The 15,162-nt window shown below is 66.3% G+C and carries 12 protein-coding genes; 2 read left to right on the top strand and 10 right to left on the bottom strand.

The window, feature by feature from the left end; translation table 11 throughout:
* Window positions 1-15: 15 nt before the first annotated feature.
* Together AC0IZS_RS13515 and AC0IZS_RS13510 are read right to left on the bottom strand one after the other, a co-directional pair.
* Window positions 16-2,250 carry an ABC transporter permease gene (locus AC0IZS_RS13515; protein ID WP_471636085.1) on the bottom strand — a complete coding sequence of 745 codons (2,235 nt, stop codon included), beginning with the start codon at window positions 2,248-2,250 and terminating at the stop codon, window positions 16-18.
* On the bottom strand, window positions 2,250-3,263 hold the full coding sequence (locus tag AC0IZS_RS13510; protein WP_471636084.1) for an ABC transporter substrate-binding protein: 1,014 nt from the start codon (window positions 3,261-3,263) through the stop codon (window positions 2,250-2,252). The genes AC0IZS_RS13515 and AC0IZS_RS13510 overlap by 1 nt, the downstream gene beginning before the upstream one ends.
* A gap of 232 nt (window positions 3,264-3,495) precedes the next feature.
* Here AC0IZS_RS13510 and AC0IZS_RS13505 point away from each other — a divergent pair, with 232 nt between their 5' ends.
* Window positions 3,496-4,341: a MurR/RpiR family transcriptional regulator gene (locus AC0IZS_RS13505; RefSeq protein WP_471636083.1), complete on the top strand. Its 846-nt coding sequence runs from the start codon at window positions 3,496-3,498 to the stop codon at window positions 4,339-4,341.
* 12 nt (window positions 4,342-4,353) lie between these two features.
* Here the strand turns inward: AC0IZS_RS13505 and fabF are convergent, their stop codons facing one another.
* A complete protein-coding gene (gene fabF, locus AC0IZS_RS13500) occupies window positions 4,354-5,679 on the bottom strand; it encodes a beta-ketoacyl-ACP synthase II (protein ID WP_471636082.1) in 1,326 nt (441 codons plus the stop codon).
* A 114-nt stretch (window positions 5,680-5,793) separates the two neighbouring features.
* Here fabF and AC0IZS_RS13495 point away from each other — a divergent pair, with 114 nt between their 5' ends.
* Window positions 5,794-6,390, top strand: coding sequence for a TetR/AcrR family transcriptional regulator (locus tag AC0IZS_RS13495; RefSeq protein WP_471636081.1), 597 nt, complete (start codon window positions 5,794-5,796; stop codon window positions 6,388-6,390).
* Window positions 6,391-6,472: 82 nt separating this feature from the next.
* Here the strand turns inward: AC0IZS_RS13495 and AC0IZS_RS13490 are convergent, their stop codons facing one another.
* From AC0IZS_RS13490 to AC0IZS_RS13460, 7 genes are all read right to left on the bottom strand, one after another.
* Entirely contained in the window at window positions 6,473-7,501 is a 1,029-nt protein-coding gene (locus AC0IZS_RS13490) for an ABC transporter ATP-binding protein (RefSeq protein ID WP_471636080.1), read from the bottom strand.
* Entirely contained in the window at window positions 7,498-8,478 is a 981-nt protein-coding gene (locus tag AC0IZS_RS13485; protein WP_471636079.1) for an ABC transporter ATP-binding protein, read from the bottom strand. Before AC0IZS_RS13485 ends, AC0IZS_RS13490 begins: the two co-directional genes overlap by 4 nt.
* A 26-nt stretch (window positions 8,479-8,504) precedes the next feature.
* Window positions 8,505-9,416 carry an ABC transporter permease gene (locus AC0IZS_RS13480; protein WP_471636078.1) on the bottom strand — a complete coding sequence of 304 codons (912 nt, stop codon included), beginning with the start codon at window positions 9,414-9,416 and terminating at the stop codon, window positions 8,505-8,507.
* 112 nt (window positions 9,417-9,528) lie between these two features.
* The gene (locus AC0IZS_RS13475) at window positions 9,529-11,106 is read right to left on the bottom strand and encodes an ABC transporter substrate-binding protein (protein ID WP_471636077.1); all 1,578 of its coding nucleotides are present in this window, start codon (window positions 11,104-11,106) and stop codon (window positions 9,529-9,531) included.
* A gap of 87 nt (window positions 11,107-11,193) precedes the next feature.
* Window positions 11,194-12,411 (bottom strand): M20 aminoacylase family protein, encoded by a 1,218-nt coding sequence (locus tag AC0IZS_RS13470; RefSeq protein ID WP_471636076.1) that lies wholly within the window; start codon window positions 12,409-12,411, stop codon window positions 11,194-11,196.
* A gap of 1 nt (window position 12,412) precedes the next feature.
* A complete protein-coding gene (locus AC0IZS_RS13465; protein WP_471636075.1) occupies window positions 12,413-13,393 on the bottom strand; it encodes an ABC transporter permease in 981 nt (326 codons plus the stop codon).
* 132 nt (window positions 13,394-13,525) lie between these two features.
* Entirely contained in the window at window positions 13,526-15,106 is a 1,581-nt protein-coding gene (locus tag AC0IZS_RS13460) for an ABC transporter substrate-binding protein (RefSeq protein WP_471636074.1), read from the bottom strand.
* Window positions 15,107-15,162: the final 56 nt, after the last annotated feature.

The raw sequence follows: 15,162 nt of genomic DNA, 5'->3' as shown, positions 1-15,162 counted from the left end.
GCGTTCTGCTTGCGTTCAGTGGGGGGCGGGCATGGCGGCCGCGCCGGAGCGCCGGCCCAGCTTGCGCTCGCCCACCAGCCACTGGATGAGGGCAATGGCCAGCGACATCAGCACGATGAGCACCGTGCAATAGGCCAGGGCCACGCCATAGTCGCCGTTGCCCACACGGCCGATGATGTAGGTGGTGGCCAGCTCGTTCTCGGCCGTGACCAGGAAGATCACCGCGCTCACGGTGGTGATGGCGCGCACGAAGCTGTAGACCAGCGCGGCCACCAGGGCCGGCTTGAGCAGCGGCAGCACCACGTGGCGCAGGGTCTGCACGCTGCCGGCACGCAGCATCAGCGAGGCCTCGTCGAGCGAGCGGTCGAGCTGCTTGAAAGCGGCTGTGCCAGCGCGCACGCCCACCGGCAGGTTGCGGAACATGAAGCACAGCACGATGATCAGCGCCGTGCCCGTGAGCTCGAACGGCGGCACGTTGAAGGCCAGGATGTAGCTCACCCCCAGCACCGTGCCCGGGATGGCGAAAGCCAGCAGGGCCGAGAACTCGAAGGCCCCCTGCCCCCGGAACTCGGTGCGCGCCAGCAGCCAGGCGATGCCGATGCCCAGCGCGGCCGTGAGCGGTGCCGACAGTGCGGCCAGCTTGATGGTCGTGAAGAACGAGTTCCATGCCGTGCCGGCCCAGACCACCCCGAACTCGCCCCACTCCATGTTGAACGCGGTGCGAAAGTGGTTCAGTGTGATGGTGTAGTCGCGCCCCCATGTCTGCACGAAGCCGCCGGCCAGCGCGAACAGGTAGACGATGAGCGTGAAGGCCATCCATGGCAGCGCCACCGAATGCACCACGCGGCGCACGCCCGTGGGCAGCGGCATGGCAATGCCTGCATCGCCCTTGCCCGAGACGGTGGTGAAGTTCTGCCGCCCGAGCAGCGCGCGCTGGATGGCGAACACCGCCAGCGCGAACAGCGTGAGGATCCACGCCAGCGAGGCCGCACGCCCCTGGTCGTACTGCGCCCCGACGATGGCAAAGAAGATCTCGGTGGACAGCACCGAGAACTGACCGCCCACGACGATGGGGTTGCCGAAGTCGGCCATGCTTTCGATGAAGCCGACCAGGAAGGCGTTGGCCAGGCCCGGCTTGAGCAGCGGCAAGGTCACCGTCATGAAGGTCTGGTGCGGACTGGCGCGCAGGGTCTGCGCCGCCTCTTCGAGGCTGGGCGCCACGCCCTGCACCACGCCGCGCATGATCATGAAGGCAATGGGCGTGAAGGCGAAGGTCTGCGCCACCCACACGCCGAGCCAACCGTAGAACCAGCGCGAGGGCGTGATGCCGAAGGCGTACTCGAGGAACTGGTTGAACACCCCCGCGCGGCCGAACAGCAGGATCAGCCCCAGGCCCACGACGAAGGGCGGCGTGATGATGGGCAGCAGCGCCACGATGTTCAGTGGCCGCGCATAGCGGCGCGAGGCGCGCTCGGCCATCAGCGCCATGAAGGTACCGAGCAGCGTGGTGCTGGCCGCTGTCATGAGGCCCAGGAACAGCGTGTTCCAGGCCACGCCGCAGCGCTGGCCGCCGGTCAGGCACGCGAGGCCGAAGTTGCGCTCGTGCGCCACGCGCTCCCACATCACGGCCAATGAGAACGGCCCGTCTTCGAGGAAGAAGGCGCCGCTGAGCGCCTTGAGCACCGGGAACACGATGAACAGCGCCAGCAGGCTGCCCATGCCCAGCACCGCGGCGGCCACGAACAGGTCGCCCTTGAAGTAGCCGCGCCGCGCCACGCCGAATGAGGCCAGCACCAGCAGGGCCGTGAGCACCACGAAGCCGCCCCAGCCCACGCCGGGCTGGCGCATGGCCAGCTCGCCGAAGCTGGCGTTGAGCCAGTCGAAGGCCCAGCCGCGCGCGCCGATGGCAAAGCCGCTGACCAGCAAGGACACGAGGCCGAGGCCCCCACCCAGCACCAGGAAACCACCCTGCCGGCGCCCCGCGGGCAGCAGTGTACCCACGCCGGCAACCGCCAGACCCAGCAGCGCCAGCCAGAGCCAGGGTCGCCCGAAGGCAGCGGCCTGCATGAGGCCGCTGCCCGTCTGCGCCTGGCTGAAGACCTGGCCCAGCACGCTGAGGCCATTGGCATCCTGCTGGGCATACCAGGGCAACGCCACGTAAGCCACAAGCCCCAGCGCCAGCCAGACCCACAGCGGCTGGTTGACCGCGGGCCTGCCGGCCAGCGGCGCCTGCCATGCGTGCGCCGACATCAGCGCCCGGCGTTCTGGACGTCTTTTTCCCAGCGCGCGATCAGGCGGCGGCGCTCGGCACTCGCGCCGTACTTGGCGTAGTCGTAGTTGATGAGCTTCATCTTGGCCGGGTCCGTCATGCGGGGATCCCGGGGCACCTGCGTGTTGCTGGGCAACTGGAACTGCTTGGCCGCGAGTCCGAACTGCTGGCCGCCAGGCGTGAGCGCCCACTCATAGAACTTCTTGGCGGCCTCGGTGTTGGGGCCGTTCTTGACGATGCTCATCGAGCCCACTTCGGCGCCTGTGCCCTCGGAAGGCGTGGTCGAACCCACGGGAAAACCGTTTACGGCCTCGGTGGTCACGTCATGCACGAAGCTCACCGACACCGTGGTTTCGCCCCGCGCGGCGGCCTTGACCGGGGCCGTGCCGGAGCGGGTGTAGGCGCTGATGTTGGGGTGCAGCGCCTTGAGGTAGTCGAAGGCCTTTTCCTCGCCCATGATCTGCACCAGCGTGGCGATCATGGTGTAGGCCGTGCCGCTCGATGCGGGGTTGGCCATCTGCACCTCGCCCTTGAACTCGGGCTTGAGCAGGTCGGCCCAGGACTGCGGCGGGTTGAGCTTGCGCTTGGCCAGCAACTCCTTGTTGTAGCCAAAGCCCAGCGGGCCCAGGTACACGCCCACCGTGCGGTACTTGGAGTCTGCCGCCTGTTTCTGCGCCCAGGGGTACAGCTGCGTGAGCTGCTGGGACTTGTATTCGAGCGTCAGGCCCTGCTCGGCCGCCTGCAGATGCGGGTCACCCGTGCCGCCGAACCAGATGTCGGTCTTGGGGTTGGCCTTCTCGGCATTGAGCTGGGCCAGCGCCTCGCCCGAGCCCTTGGCCGTCATGTTGACCTTGGTGCCCGTGGTCTTGGCGTAGACCGTGGACATCAGGTTGCACCACTCGGCCTGCACCGAGCAGATGATATTGACCTGGCCCTGGGCCAGCGCGCCGCAGGCGGCCAGGGACAGCGTCGCACCCACAAGAAATTTCTGCATGGAAGTCTCTTTCTGTAGTTGTTTGTTTTGTGACAGTTTAATGACAAACATCCTACGGTGGCCCCCTGGAGGCGACCAGCGGGATTACACGAAGGCAGGCGCTCACCCCCGTGTGCCGCCGCCCGGGTGGCATCAGGGTTTCATGCGCTCCCCCAATCGATGAAACCCAGTTACCATTGATCGCAACCATCCCAACCAGCCATGAACATGGTGCCCCCGAGGACCTGCCAGCGTGCTTGACCGCATCACCGCCTCCCTGTCGTCCCTCGCCCCTGCGGAGCAGCGCGTGGGCAAGCTCGTGCTGGCCGACCCGCGCAGCTTTGCGCGCCTGCCCGTGCGCGAATTGGCCGAGCGCGCCCACGTGAGCAAGCCCACCGTGGTGCGGTTTTGCCGCAGCATGGGCTATGACGGGCTGGCCGACTTCAAGCTCAAGCTGGCGGGCAGCGTGAGCGAGGGCGTGCCCTTCATCCACCGCAGCGTGGACGCCGACGACAAGACCGGGGACGTGCTGGTGAAGGTGGTGGACAACGCCGTGGCCGCCTTCCTGCAGTACCGCAACGCCGCGAGCACCGTGGCGCTGGAGCGTGCGGCCGAGGCCATTGCCGCCACCTGGAAGACCGGGCGGCGCATCGAGTTCTATGGCGTGGGCAATTCGGGCATCGTGGCGCAGGATGCGCAGCACAAGTTCTTTCGCCTGGGCGTGACGTCCATCGCCACCAGCGACGGCCACATGCAGGTGATGAGCGCCACCCTGCTCGGCCCGGGCGACTGCCTGGTGATCATCTCCAACTCGGGCCGCACGCGCGACCTGATGGACGCCGCCGACATCGCGCGCAAGAACGGCGCGACCACCATCGCCATCACGGCCAGCGGCTCGCCCCTGGCCAGCACCTGCCAGATCCACCTGGCCGCCGACCACCCCGAGGGCTACGACCGCTACAGCCCCATGGTGTCGCGGCTCATGCACCTGCTCATCATCGACGTGCTGGCCACCTGCGTGGCCTTGCGCATCGGAGCGCCGCTGCAACCCATCCTGCAGCAGATGAAAGAGAACCTGCGCGCCAAACGTTACGCGTAGGACTTCCTTCTCTTACGCAGCGGCCGGTGCCCAGCGCTTGAGCACCAGGGTCGCGTTGACTCCGCCAAAGCCAAAACCGTTGAGCATGGCATGCTCCAGCGCCATCGGGCGGCTCTTGAGCGCCACCATGTCCAGCCCCTCGGTCAGTTCATCGGGCTGCTCCAGGTTCAGCGTGCCGGGCACGATCTGGTCGCGCAGGGCCAGCGTGGTGAAGATGGCCGCCACGGCCCCGGCAGCCCCCAGCAGGTGGCCCGTGGCCGCCTTGGTGGAGGCGATGGCCACCGACTTGCCGGTGCCGAACACGCGGCGGATCGCAGCGAGCTCGCCCCGATCGCCCACATAGGTGGAGGTGGCATGGGCGTTGAGGTGCTGTACCTGGCTGGCCGCCAGGCCCGCCTGGGCCAGCGCGATCTCCATGGCACGGCGCGCGCCGTCGCCGTCCTCAGGTCCGGAGGTGATGTGGTGGGCGTCGGCCGAGGTGCCATAGCCCACGATCTCGGCCAGTGGCGTGGCGCCTCGCGCCAGCGCATGGTCCAGCGATTCGATCACCAGCATGCCCGCACCCTCGCCCATCACGAAGCCATCGCGGCCTGCGTCAAAGGGGCGCGAGGCCTGCTCTGGATGCTGCGCGAAGCCGGTGGACAGCGCCTTGGCCGCCGCAAAGCCGCCCAGGCTCACGCGGTCGATGGTGGCCTCGGTGCCGCCGCAGACGGCGATATCGGCCTCACCGCAGCGGATCATGCGTGCGGCGTCGCCAATGGCCTGCACGCTGGCCGCGCAAGCCGTCACGGGGGCACCGATGGGCCCTTTGAGGCCATGGCGTATGGAGACTTGGCCGGCAGCCAGGTTGACCAGGAAGGACGGTATGGTGAACGGCGACAGGCGCTGCGGCCCGCGCGTGTCGGTGGTGCGCACGGCCTCGGCAATGGCGCCGAAGCCCCCGATGCCCGAGGCGATGATGGTCGCTGTGCGTTGCTGGGCCTGCTCGTCCGTGGGGGCCCAGCCGGCCTGCGCCAGAGCCTGCTGTGCAGCGCCCAGGGCGAACGGGATGAAGCGGTCCATCTTGCGCTGGTCCTTGGAGCTGGCCACGGTGTCGGGGTCCCAACCGCCCTCGGGGTCCTGCTCCTTCGTGGGTACCGCGCCACCGACCTTAGCCGCCAGCCCCCCCACCACGGCATCGGGCAGGCGGCGCAGGCCCGAGGCGCCCGCCAACAGGCGGCGCCAGGCCAGTTCCACCCCGACACCGAGGGGCGAGACCAGGCCCATGCCCGTGATCACCACGCGCGGCAGGCGCAGGCCCTGGCCCGGTTCCTGTGTTCCCTTGAGTTCATTCACCATCGCTATGCCCTTGGTTCAGTGCGCGTTGCAGGCCGCGCATTTATGATTGCGGGCGTCATCATAAATGCGTTGGCGTATTTTGCGTACGACCATCATCAAAAAGAGGTTTCCACCATGAAGGTCTCGAAGGCGCAGTCCGCAGAGAACCGCCAGGGCATCCTGGATGCGGCGGCACGCCTGTACCGCGAGCACGGCTTGACGGGCGTGGGCGTGGCCGATATCACGCGCGACGCGGGGCTGACACACGGCGGCCTGTACCGCCACTTCGAGAACAAGGAGGCGCTGGTGCGCGAGGCCTGCGCGCGCGCCTTCGACTGGTCGATTGCGCCGCTCGATGGCATGGATGCAGGCGCCGGAGGCCTTGCGGCGCGGGTGACGAGCTACCTGTCACCCGAGCACCGCGACCACCCGGGCGAAGGCTGCCCCGCGGCGGCCCTTGCAGTGGATGCAGCGCGCGCAGGCAGCGATCTGTCCGAGGTGTTTGCGCAGGGCATAGAGCGCAACATCGAGCGCTTTGCGCGCGTGATCGAGGGCCTGGAACAGGGCCAGGAGCCCAGCGCCGAAGGCCGCACGCGTGCCATGCAGATGCTGGCCACCATGGTCGGCGGGCTGGTACTGGCACGCGCCACGGCGGCGGGGCGGCCGGCCCTGTCCGACGAGATCCTCGCGACCCTGCGCAAGCACCTGGTTGCGGGCTCCGAGCACCCCTGAAACGCGGCGTGCCTGGAACGGCTCTGGCATGAAAAAGGGCTCCCGAAGGAGCCCTGGGTCTACCGGCACCGATGGCCAGGACCTACTGGATGCGCCCCTCTTCCACCGCATGGCAGGCGATGCGGATACCGCCGATGCTCAGCAGTTGCGGGCGCTCGGTGCGGCAGCGGTCGTTCACATGCGGGCAGCGCGGGTTGAAGGCGCAGCCGGGTGGTGGGTTGAGCGGGTTGGGCACTTCGCCCTGCACAGGGGTGCGCGCCTTGCCCGTGTCGTGCATCTTGGGGATGGCATCGAGCAGCATGCGCGTGTACGGGTGGCGCGGGTTGTCGAACAAGGTGTGCTTGTCGGCCAGCTCCACCAGGCGGCCCAGGTACATCACGCCCACCTGGTCGCTCACGTGGCGCACCACGGCCAGGTTGTGCGAGATGAACAGGTAGGTCAGGTGCCGCTCGCGCTGCAGGTCCTTCATGATGTTGAGCACCTGCGCCTGCACCGACACGTCGAGTGCCGAGGTGGGCTCGTCGCACACCAGGAACTCGGGCTCGGTGGCCAGAGCGCGCGCAATCGAGATGCGCTGGCGCTGCCCGCCCGAGAACTGGTGCGGGTACTTGACCATGTCCAGCGGCGACAGGCCCACCGACTTCAGCAACTCACCCACGCGCTGCTTGAGCTCGGCCTTGTCGGTGATCAGGCCGTGCTCGCGCAGCGGCTCGCCAATGATGTCTTCGACCAGCCAGCGCGGGTTCAGGCTGGCGTAGGGGTCCTGGAAGATCATCTGGATGCGCCGGCGCATGGCGCGCGCATCGTTGCCCTTGAAGGCGGCGTGGGCGTCCTGGTTGTCGAAGGTCAGGCCGCCGCGCGTGGGTTCGTACAGGCCCACCAGCAGGCGCGCCACGGTGCTCTTGCCGCAGCCCGACTCGCCCACCAGGGCCAGGGTCTTGCCCTTTTCGATCTCGAAGCTCACGCCGTCCACCGCATGCAGCAGGGTGCGCGGCTTGCGCTCGATCATGCGGTTGAGCCAGGGGGCGGAGACGTCGAAAGTCTTGGCCAGGTCGTGCGCCTGCACGAGGGGCTTGCCGGGGCTTGCGGCGGTGGAAGGCACGGCGCTCATGCGGACACCTCCGCCGTGGCAGGGGCGTGCAGCCAGCAGGCCGCGCGGGTGGAACCTGCAGGCATCAGGTCGGGGCGCTCGACCATGCAGCGGTCGAAGGTCTTGGGGCAGCGCGGGTTGTAGGCGCAGCCCTTGGGGATGGCGTTGAGGCGGGGCATGGCTCCGTCGATCTGGTTCAGGCGTTCACGGTCCACCGCCATGTCGGGGATGGAGGCCATCAGGCCGCTGGTATAGGGATGGGAGGGCTTGTTGATGACATCGTGCACGGGGCCGATCTCGGCCACGCGGCCGGCGTACAGCACGGCCACGCGGTCGCAGGTCTCGGCGATCACGCCCATGTCGTGCGTGATCAGCATGACGGCGGCGCCACGCGATTTGCAGATGTTCTTGAGCAGCGTGATGATCTGCGCCTGGATGGAGACGTCCAGGGCCGTGGTCGGCTCGTCGGCAACGATGAGCTTGGGCTCGGCCGCCAGGGCCAGGGCGATCACCACGCGCTGGCGCATGCCACCCGAGAACTGGTGCGGATAGTGGTCGATGCGCTCGGCCGCCGCCGGGATGCCGGTGTCCTGCAACAGCGAGATGGCGCGCTGGCGCGCTTCGGCGGCGCTCACCGGCAGGTGCGCGAGGATGGTTTCGGTGAGCTGGCGGCCCACGGTGTACAGCGGGTTCAGCGAGGTCAGCGGGTCCTGGAAGATGGCGCCGATGCGCCTGCCCCGGATGTGCCGCATCTGGTCGTTGCTGAGGTTGTCGATGCGCTCGCCCTCCAGCAGGATCTGGCCCGAGGCCACGCGGCCCGGCGGTTCGAGCAGGCCGATGATGGCGGCGCCGGTGAGCGACTTGCCCGCGCCGGACTCTCCCACCACGCCCAGGATCTCGCCGGGCGCAATGGAAAAGGAAATGTCGTCCAGGGCGCGCAGGGTACCGCGGCGGCTCGGGAATTCGACAACGAGGTTTTTGACTTCTAGAAGACTCATGGGAATACCGCTTTTCTTTTTCTCGTTCAGCGCAGACGCGGGTTCAGTGCGTCGCGCAGCCAGTCGCCGAGCAGGTTCACGGACAAAGCGATCAGCACCAGCATGGCACCGGGGAACACGGTGATCCACCACTCACCGGAGAACAGGTAGTCGTTGCCGATGCGGATCAGCGTGCCCAGCGAAGGCGAGGTGGGCGGTGCGCCCACGCCCAGGAAGGACAGCGTGGCCTCGGTGATGATGGCGGTGGCCACCTGGATGGTGGCCAGCACCATCACCGGGCCCATCACGTTGGGCAGCACGTGCTTGCGCATGATGCGCAGCGACGAAACGCCCGTGACGCGGGCGGCCTGCACGTATTCCTTGTTGCGCTCGACCAGGGTGGAGCCACGCACGGTGCGTGCGTACTGCACCCAGCCGGTCAGCGAGATCGAGATGATGAGCACCCCGAAGGCCAGCGACTCGTGGGCATTCGGGAACAGCGCCCGGCCGACGCCGGCGATCAGCAGGGCCACCAGGATGGCGGGGAAGGACAGCATCACGTCGCACAGGCGCATGAGCACCGCGTCGATCCAGCCGCCGCGGAAACCGGCCAGCAGGCCGAAGGCCACGCCCACCACCACGGACAGCAACACCGAGGCGAAGCCCACCACGAGCGAGATGCGTGCGCCATAGATCAGCGCCGAGAGAATGTCGCGCCCCTGGTCATCGGTGCCCAGGGGGTATTTCATGGAGCCCTCCGCAATCCAGGCGGGGGGCAGGCGTGCATCGCCGAGCTCCAGCGTTGCCAGGTCAAAGGGGTTGTGGGGTGCGACCCATCCTGCAAACAGGGAGCAGAACAGGCATATCAGGGCGATCGCCGCCGCGACCATCGCCATGGGCGAGGTGCGAAAGCTGTAGCCAACGTCGCTGTCAAACCAGCGGGCAAGGGTTGTTTTCATTGTGGGAAACCAGTGGGCAGACAGCACGCACGGCGCGGGTAGCGGTCGTGGTGGCTGTCTGCTGAAATGTCCGTCTCTAACTAACTCACTAACTCGATCAACTGCAGCGGGCTTACTTGATGCTCATCCACTTGAAGGGCATGAAGTTGTCGGCCAGCTGGACCAGCGTGACCTTCTTGCTCACGCCCCAGGCCAGCGCCTGCTGGTGCAGGGGCAGCGTGCCCACGTCGGCGGCATGGATGTCGAAGGCTTCCTTGATCATGGCGTTGCGCTTGGTCTTGTCGGTCTCGGACTGGATCTTCTTGGTCAGCTCGTCCACCTTGGGATTGCAGTACGAACCCAGGTTGAACTGGCCCGTGCCCTTGTCGTCCACGCAGGCCACCAGCGCATTGAGGGCGTTGTGCGAGTCGTAGGTGGCGGGCGTCCAGCCCAGCATGTAGAAGCTGGTGTCGCGGCGCAGGATCTTGGGGAAGTAGGTGCCCTTGGTCTCGGCCTGCAGGTTGATCTTGACGTTGATGCGCGAGAGGTTGGCGGCCACGGTCTGGCAGATGCGGCCGTCGTTCACGTAGCGGTCGTTGGGGCAGTTCATCGACACTTCGAAGCCATTGGGATAGCCGGCCTCGGCCATGAGCTTCTTGGCGGCTTCCACGTCATACGGCAGGCGCTTGGAGTCGGACTCGAAACCGTTGATGCCAGGGCCCACCAGCAAGGCGGACGGGTTGGACGCACCACGCATCACGGTCTTCTTGATGCCTTCGATGTCGATGGCCTGGTAGAAGGCCTGGCGCACGCGCTTGTCCTTGAAGGGGTTCTTGCCCTTGACGTTGGAATACAGCAGCTCGTCGCGCTTCTGGTCCATGCCCAGGAAGATGGTGCGCAGCTCGGGGCCGGTGATGGCGCGGGTGTTGGCGCTGGTGTTGACGCGGTCGATGTCCTGCACGGGCACCGGCTCCATCACGTCCACTTCGCCCGACAGCAAGGCCGCCACGCGCGTGGCGTCGTTGCCGATGGGGGTGAACACCACTTCGGTGGCGTTGCCTTCGATCTTGCCCCAGTAGCTGCCGTTGCGCGTGAACACCGAACGCACGTTGGGCTGGCGCTCGCGCAGGCGGAAAGGACCCGTGCCGTTGGCCTTGAACGATGCGGCGTTCTCGACACCCTTGCGGCGGTCCACGGGGACGGTGGCCTGGTTGGTTTCGCACCACTTCTTGCTCATCATGTACACCAGCGAGACAACGTCGGGCAGGATGGGGAAGGGGCTCTTGGTTTCGATCTCGACGGTGTGGTCGTCGATCTTGCGCACTTCCTTGAAGTCGTTGGTGTAGCTCTTCATGTCCGAGCCTTCGACCTGGGTGCGGGCAAAGCTGAAGAGCACGTCGTCGGCCGTGAAGGGGGTGCCGTCGTGGAATTGCACGCCCTTGCGCAGCTCGAAGCGCCACACGGTGGGGGAGGTCTGCTTCCAGCTCGTGGCCAGGGCCGGGGCCAGGCTCAGGTCCTTGTTGCGGCCTACCAGCGGCTCGTAGACGTTGCCGGTGACGCTCAGCTGCAGCGATTCGTTGAGCGAGTGCGGGTCCATGGACAGCGAGTCGCCCTGGTTGGCCACGCGGATGGTCTGCGCATTGGCAACCACGCTGGACGCAGCCAGCGCGGCAAACAAGGCCGTCACGGCCAATTTCTTCTGGAATGTCATGCAGTTCTCCTGGTGGATGGAAAGTGGGTTTTAGGAGGGGTGAGGGAAAGCGCTGGGAACGGGTGGAATCAAGCCGCCGCGGCAGGTTCAGAGCGTCGGCAGGGGCATGGCCTGCTCGATCAGGCTGGCATGCAGCGCAGAGCCCAGCGGCAGGATGTCGTCATTGAAGTCGTAGCGGCTGTTGTGCAGCGCGCTGCCGCTGGCACCCGTGCCCTGCCCTATGCGCAGGTAGGCCCCGGGCTTGTCCTGCAGCATGAAGGAGAAGTCCTCGGCGCCCATGCTGGGCTCCAGGTCGCGCACCACGTGGTCAGCGCCCAGCAGCGATTCGGCGACGTTGCCGGCAAAAAGCGCCTCGTCCTCGGAATTGATGGTGGCCGGGTAGATGCGCTCGTAATGCACGGTGGCCGTGGCACCGAAGCCGAGCGCAATCGCGCTGCACAGCTCCTTGAGGCGCTTTTCGACCATCTCCTGCACCAGGGGATTGAAGGTGCGCACGGTACCCACCAGCGTGGCCGAACCCGGCAGCACGCTGAAGGCCCCGAGGTCGCCGGCCTGCATGGCACACAGGCTGACCACGGCCCCATCGAGCGGGCGCACATTGCGCGAGACGATGGTCTGCGCGGCGGTGATGATGTGCGCTGCCACGAGCATCACGTCCACCGTCTGGTAGGCGTGCGCGCCATGGCCGCCGCGGCCGGTGATCTCGATGGTGATGCGGTCGGCCGCCGCCATCATGGCACCGGAGTTCAGGCCCACCGTGCCGGGCGCCATGGCCGGCCAGTTGTGCATGGCGAAGATCGACTGCACAGGGAAGCGCTCGAACAGCCCGTCTTCCATCATCACGCGCGCACCGGCGAAGCCTTCCTCGCCGGGCTGGAACACCAGCACGGCCGTGCCGTCAAAGTTGCGGGTCTCGGCCAGGTAGCGGGCGGCGCCCACCAGCATGGCGGTATGGCCGTCGTGGCCACAGCCGTGCATCAGGCCCTGCTTGCAGGACTTCCAGGAAAAGTCGTTGTGTTCGGTGAGCGGCAGCGCATCCATGTCGGCACGCAGGCCCACCATGGAGCCGCTGGCCGTGCTGCGCCCGCGGATCACCGCCACCAGTCCGGTGCGGCCGATGCCGTCGTGGATTTCGTCCACGCCGCAGACCTTGAGCGCCTCCTTGATCCGCGCCCCGGTGTAGACCTCTTCGAAGCCCAGTTCGGGGTGTGCATGCAGGTCGCGGCGCAGGGCCGTCAGCTCCGGATGGAACTGGGCGATGTGCGCAAAGGCCCGGCCGCCCGCCTTGAGTCGGGGAGCCTGCATGTCAGTGGCCTCCGGCCTTGCCCACGCGCAGGCGGGGGTCCACTGCAAAGTACAGCAGGTCCACCACCAGGTTGATGACCACGAAGATCAGGGCGATCAGGCACAGGTAGGCGGCCATCACGGGGATGTCGGCAAAGGTCACCGCCTGGATGAACAGCAGGCCCATGCCCGGCCACTGGAACACGGTTTCGGTGATGATCGCGAAGGCGATCAGACCACCGAGCTGCAGGCCGGTGATGGTCATCACGGGCACCAGCGTGTTCTTGAGCGCATGGCCGAAGTGGATAGCCCGGTTGGACAGGCCGCGGGCGCGTGCGAACTTGATGTAGTCGGTGCGCAGCACCTCCAGCATTTCCGCGCGCACCAGCCGCATGATGAGCGTGAGCTGGAAGATCGCCAGCGTCACCGCAGGCAAGATGATGTGGTGCCAGCCCTTGGCCTTGAGCAGGCCGGTACTCCACCAGCCCATCTGCACAACCTCGCCACGACCGAAGCTCGGGAACCAGCCCAGGTGTACGGCAAACACCAGGATCAGCAAGATACCGATCAGGAAGGTGGGCAGCGAGACCCCCAGCAGCGACAGCGTCATGAACAACTGGCTGGTGAAGGTACCGCGCTTCAAGGCCGCGTACACGCCCATGGGTACGCCGATCGCCAAGGCCAGCACGGCTGCGACCAGGGCCAGTTCCAGCGTGGCGGGAAAGCGTTCTGCGATCAGGCGCGACACCTTGGCGCCCTGGCGCAGGCTCAGGCCGAATTCGCCCTGAGCAGCGTTCACGAGAAAGTGGCCGAACTGAACGAAGAAGGGTTTGTCCAGACCCAGCGCAACGCGCAGTTCGCGGATCTGGTCGGGGGTTGCGTCCTGGCCCAGCAAGAACACCACGGGGTCTCCGACGTACTGGAACAGCATGAAGGAGATGAAGGCCACGGCGACCATGACGATCACGGCCTGGATCAGGCGGCGCAAAATAAAGGCAAGCATCAGAGAGTCGAGTGTGTATTCGATGGGACGCCTTGGCCACTTTTGGTGGCGGGGCGCTCGTGGGGATCGTGTCGAAAAAAACCAAGGAGAGCAAAGACCGGAAGGCCCTTGCTCTCCATCTGCAAGGATAGATCAGTTCACCTTGACCAAACGCATGTCCACGCGGTTATCGGCGCGGTGGACGACCTCGACGTTCTTCTTCATGGCCCATGGGATCACCTGGTCATACAGAGGAATGTGCGAGACGGTGTCGTTGGACAGTTGCAGCGCCTCGGTCAGCATGCGGGTGCGCACAGGAGCATCGGTTTCGGCCTTGATGCGGTCCACCAGGTAGTCCATGCGCTGGTTGCTGTAGCGGCCCACGTTGTAGTTGCCGTCACCGCCCTGGCCCACGGTGCGCACCAGCGATTGCAGGCTGTACAGCGCGTCGAAGGTCGGCACGCCCCAGCCGAGCATGTAGATGCTGGCTTCGTAGCGCTGGATCATGGGGAAGTAGGTCACCAGCGGCAGCGTGCGCAGCTTGGCCTTCACGCCGATGCGCGACCACATGGCGGTCACGGCCTGGCAGATGGCTTCGTCGTTGATGTAGCGGTTGTTGGGGCAGGCAAAGTCCACCTCGAAGCCATCGGGGTAGCCGGCTTCTGCCAGCAGCTTCTTGGAGGCATCGACGCTGTAGGGGAAGCGCTTGCCCACGGCTTCGGTGTAGCCGGCCACCTGCGGTGCCACCAGCGTGCCGGTGGGCTTGCCCAGGCCGCGCAGGGTGACGCGCTCCAGCGCGGCGGTGTCGATGGCCTGGTACAGGGCCTTGCGCACCTTGACATCCTTGAGGGGGTTCTTGCCCTTGACGTTGGAGCCTGGCAGCTCTTCGCGGAACTGGTCCATGCCGAGGAAGATGGTGCGGTTTTCAAGGCCGTCGATCACCTTCAGGTTGGTGTCCTGGCGCAGGCGGCCCAGGTCCTGGGGAGCGGGGTCGAGCACCATGTCCACCTCACCCGAGAGCAGCGCGGCGATGCGGGTCGCGGCCGACTTGATGGGGGTGTAGACGATCTCCGTCACGTTGCCGTCCATCTTGCCCCACCAGTTGGGGTTGCGCTTGAACACCATCTTCACGTCGGGCTGCCAGGAGTCGAGCGTGTAAGGGCCCGTGCCCATGGCGTTGCGGTGGGCGAAGTTCTCGTCCGTGCCCTTGATGTCCTTGGGTTCCACGGACTTGTTCTTTTCGGCCCAGGCCTTGCTCATCATGCGCAGCTCGGTCATCTGGCGCAACAGCACGGGGTTGGGCGCCGACAGAATGACGTCAACGGTCTGCGCATCGACCTTGTTGACCTTGCTGATGCCCTGCACGTAGGGCGTGAAGTTGGAAGTCTTGGCCATGGCCCGCTGCAGCGAGTACACGGCATCGTCGGCGGTGAACGCCGACCCATCATGGAACTTGACGCCCTGGCGCAGCGTGAAACGCACCTGCGTGGGGGTCACTTCCTTCCAGGCCGTAGCCAGGACGGGCTCCACCTCGAAAGTCTTGCTGTTGTAGTACACCAGGCTTTCATACACATTGGCATGGATGCCGTTTTGCAGCGCGTTGTTTTGGGAATGAATATCCCACGTGGCGATTTCGCCCTGGCTCGCCCATTTGAATGGTTTGGCATTAGCACCCGTGGCCATCAGCATGGCGGCAGCTGCGGCAATCGACAGCAGGCTGAGATTGAGTTTCATGAAACCTCTTCAACAATGTAAAAGTTTTACTATGCAGTAAATAGCGGCCATCGGCC

The organism is Acidovorax sp. AC410, assembly GCF_979253235.1.
The sequence above is the reverse complement of the archived record's forward strand: the minus strand, read 5'-3'. Positions and strand labels throughout refer to the sequence as shown.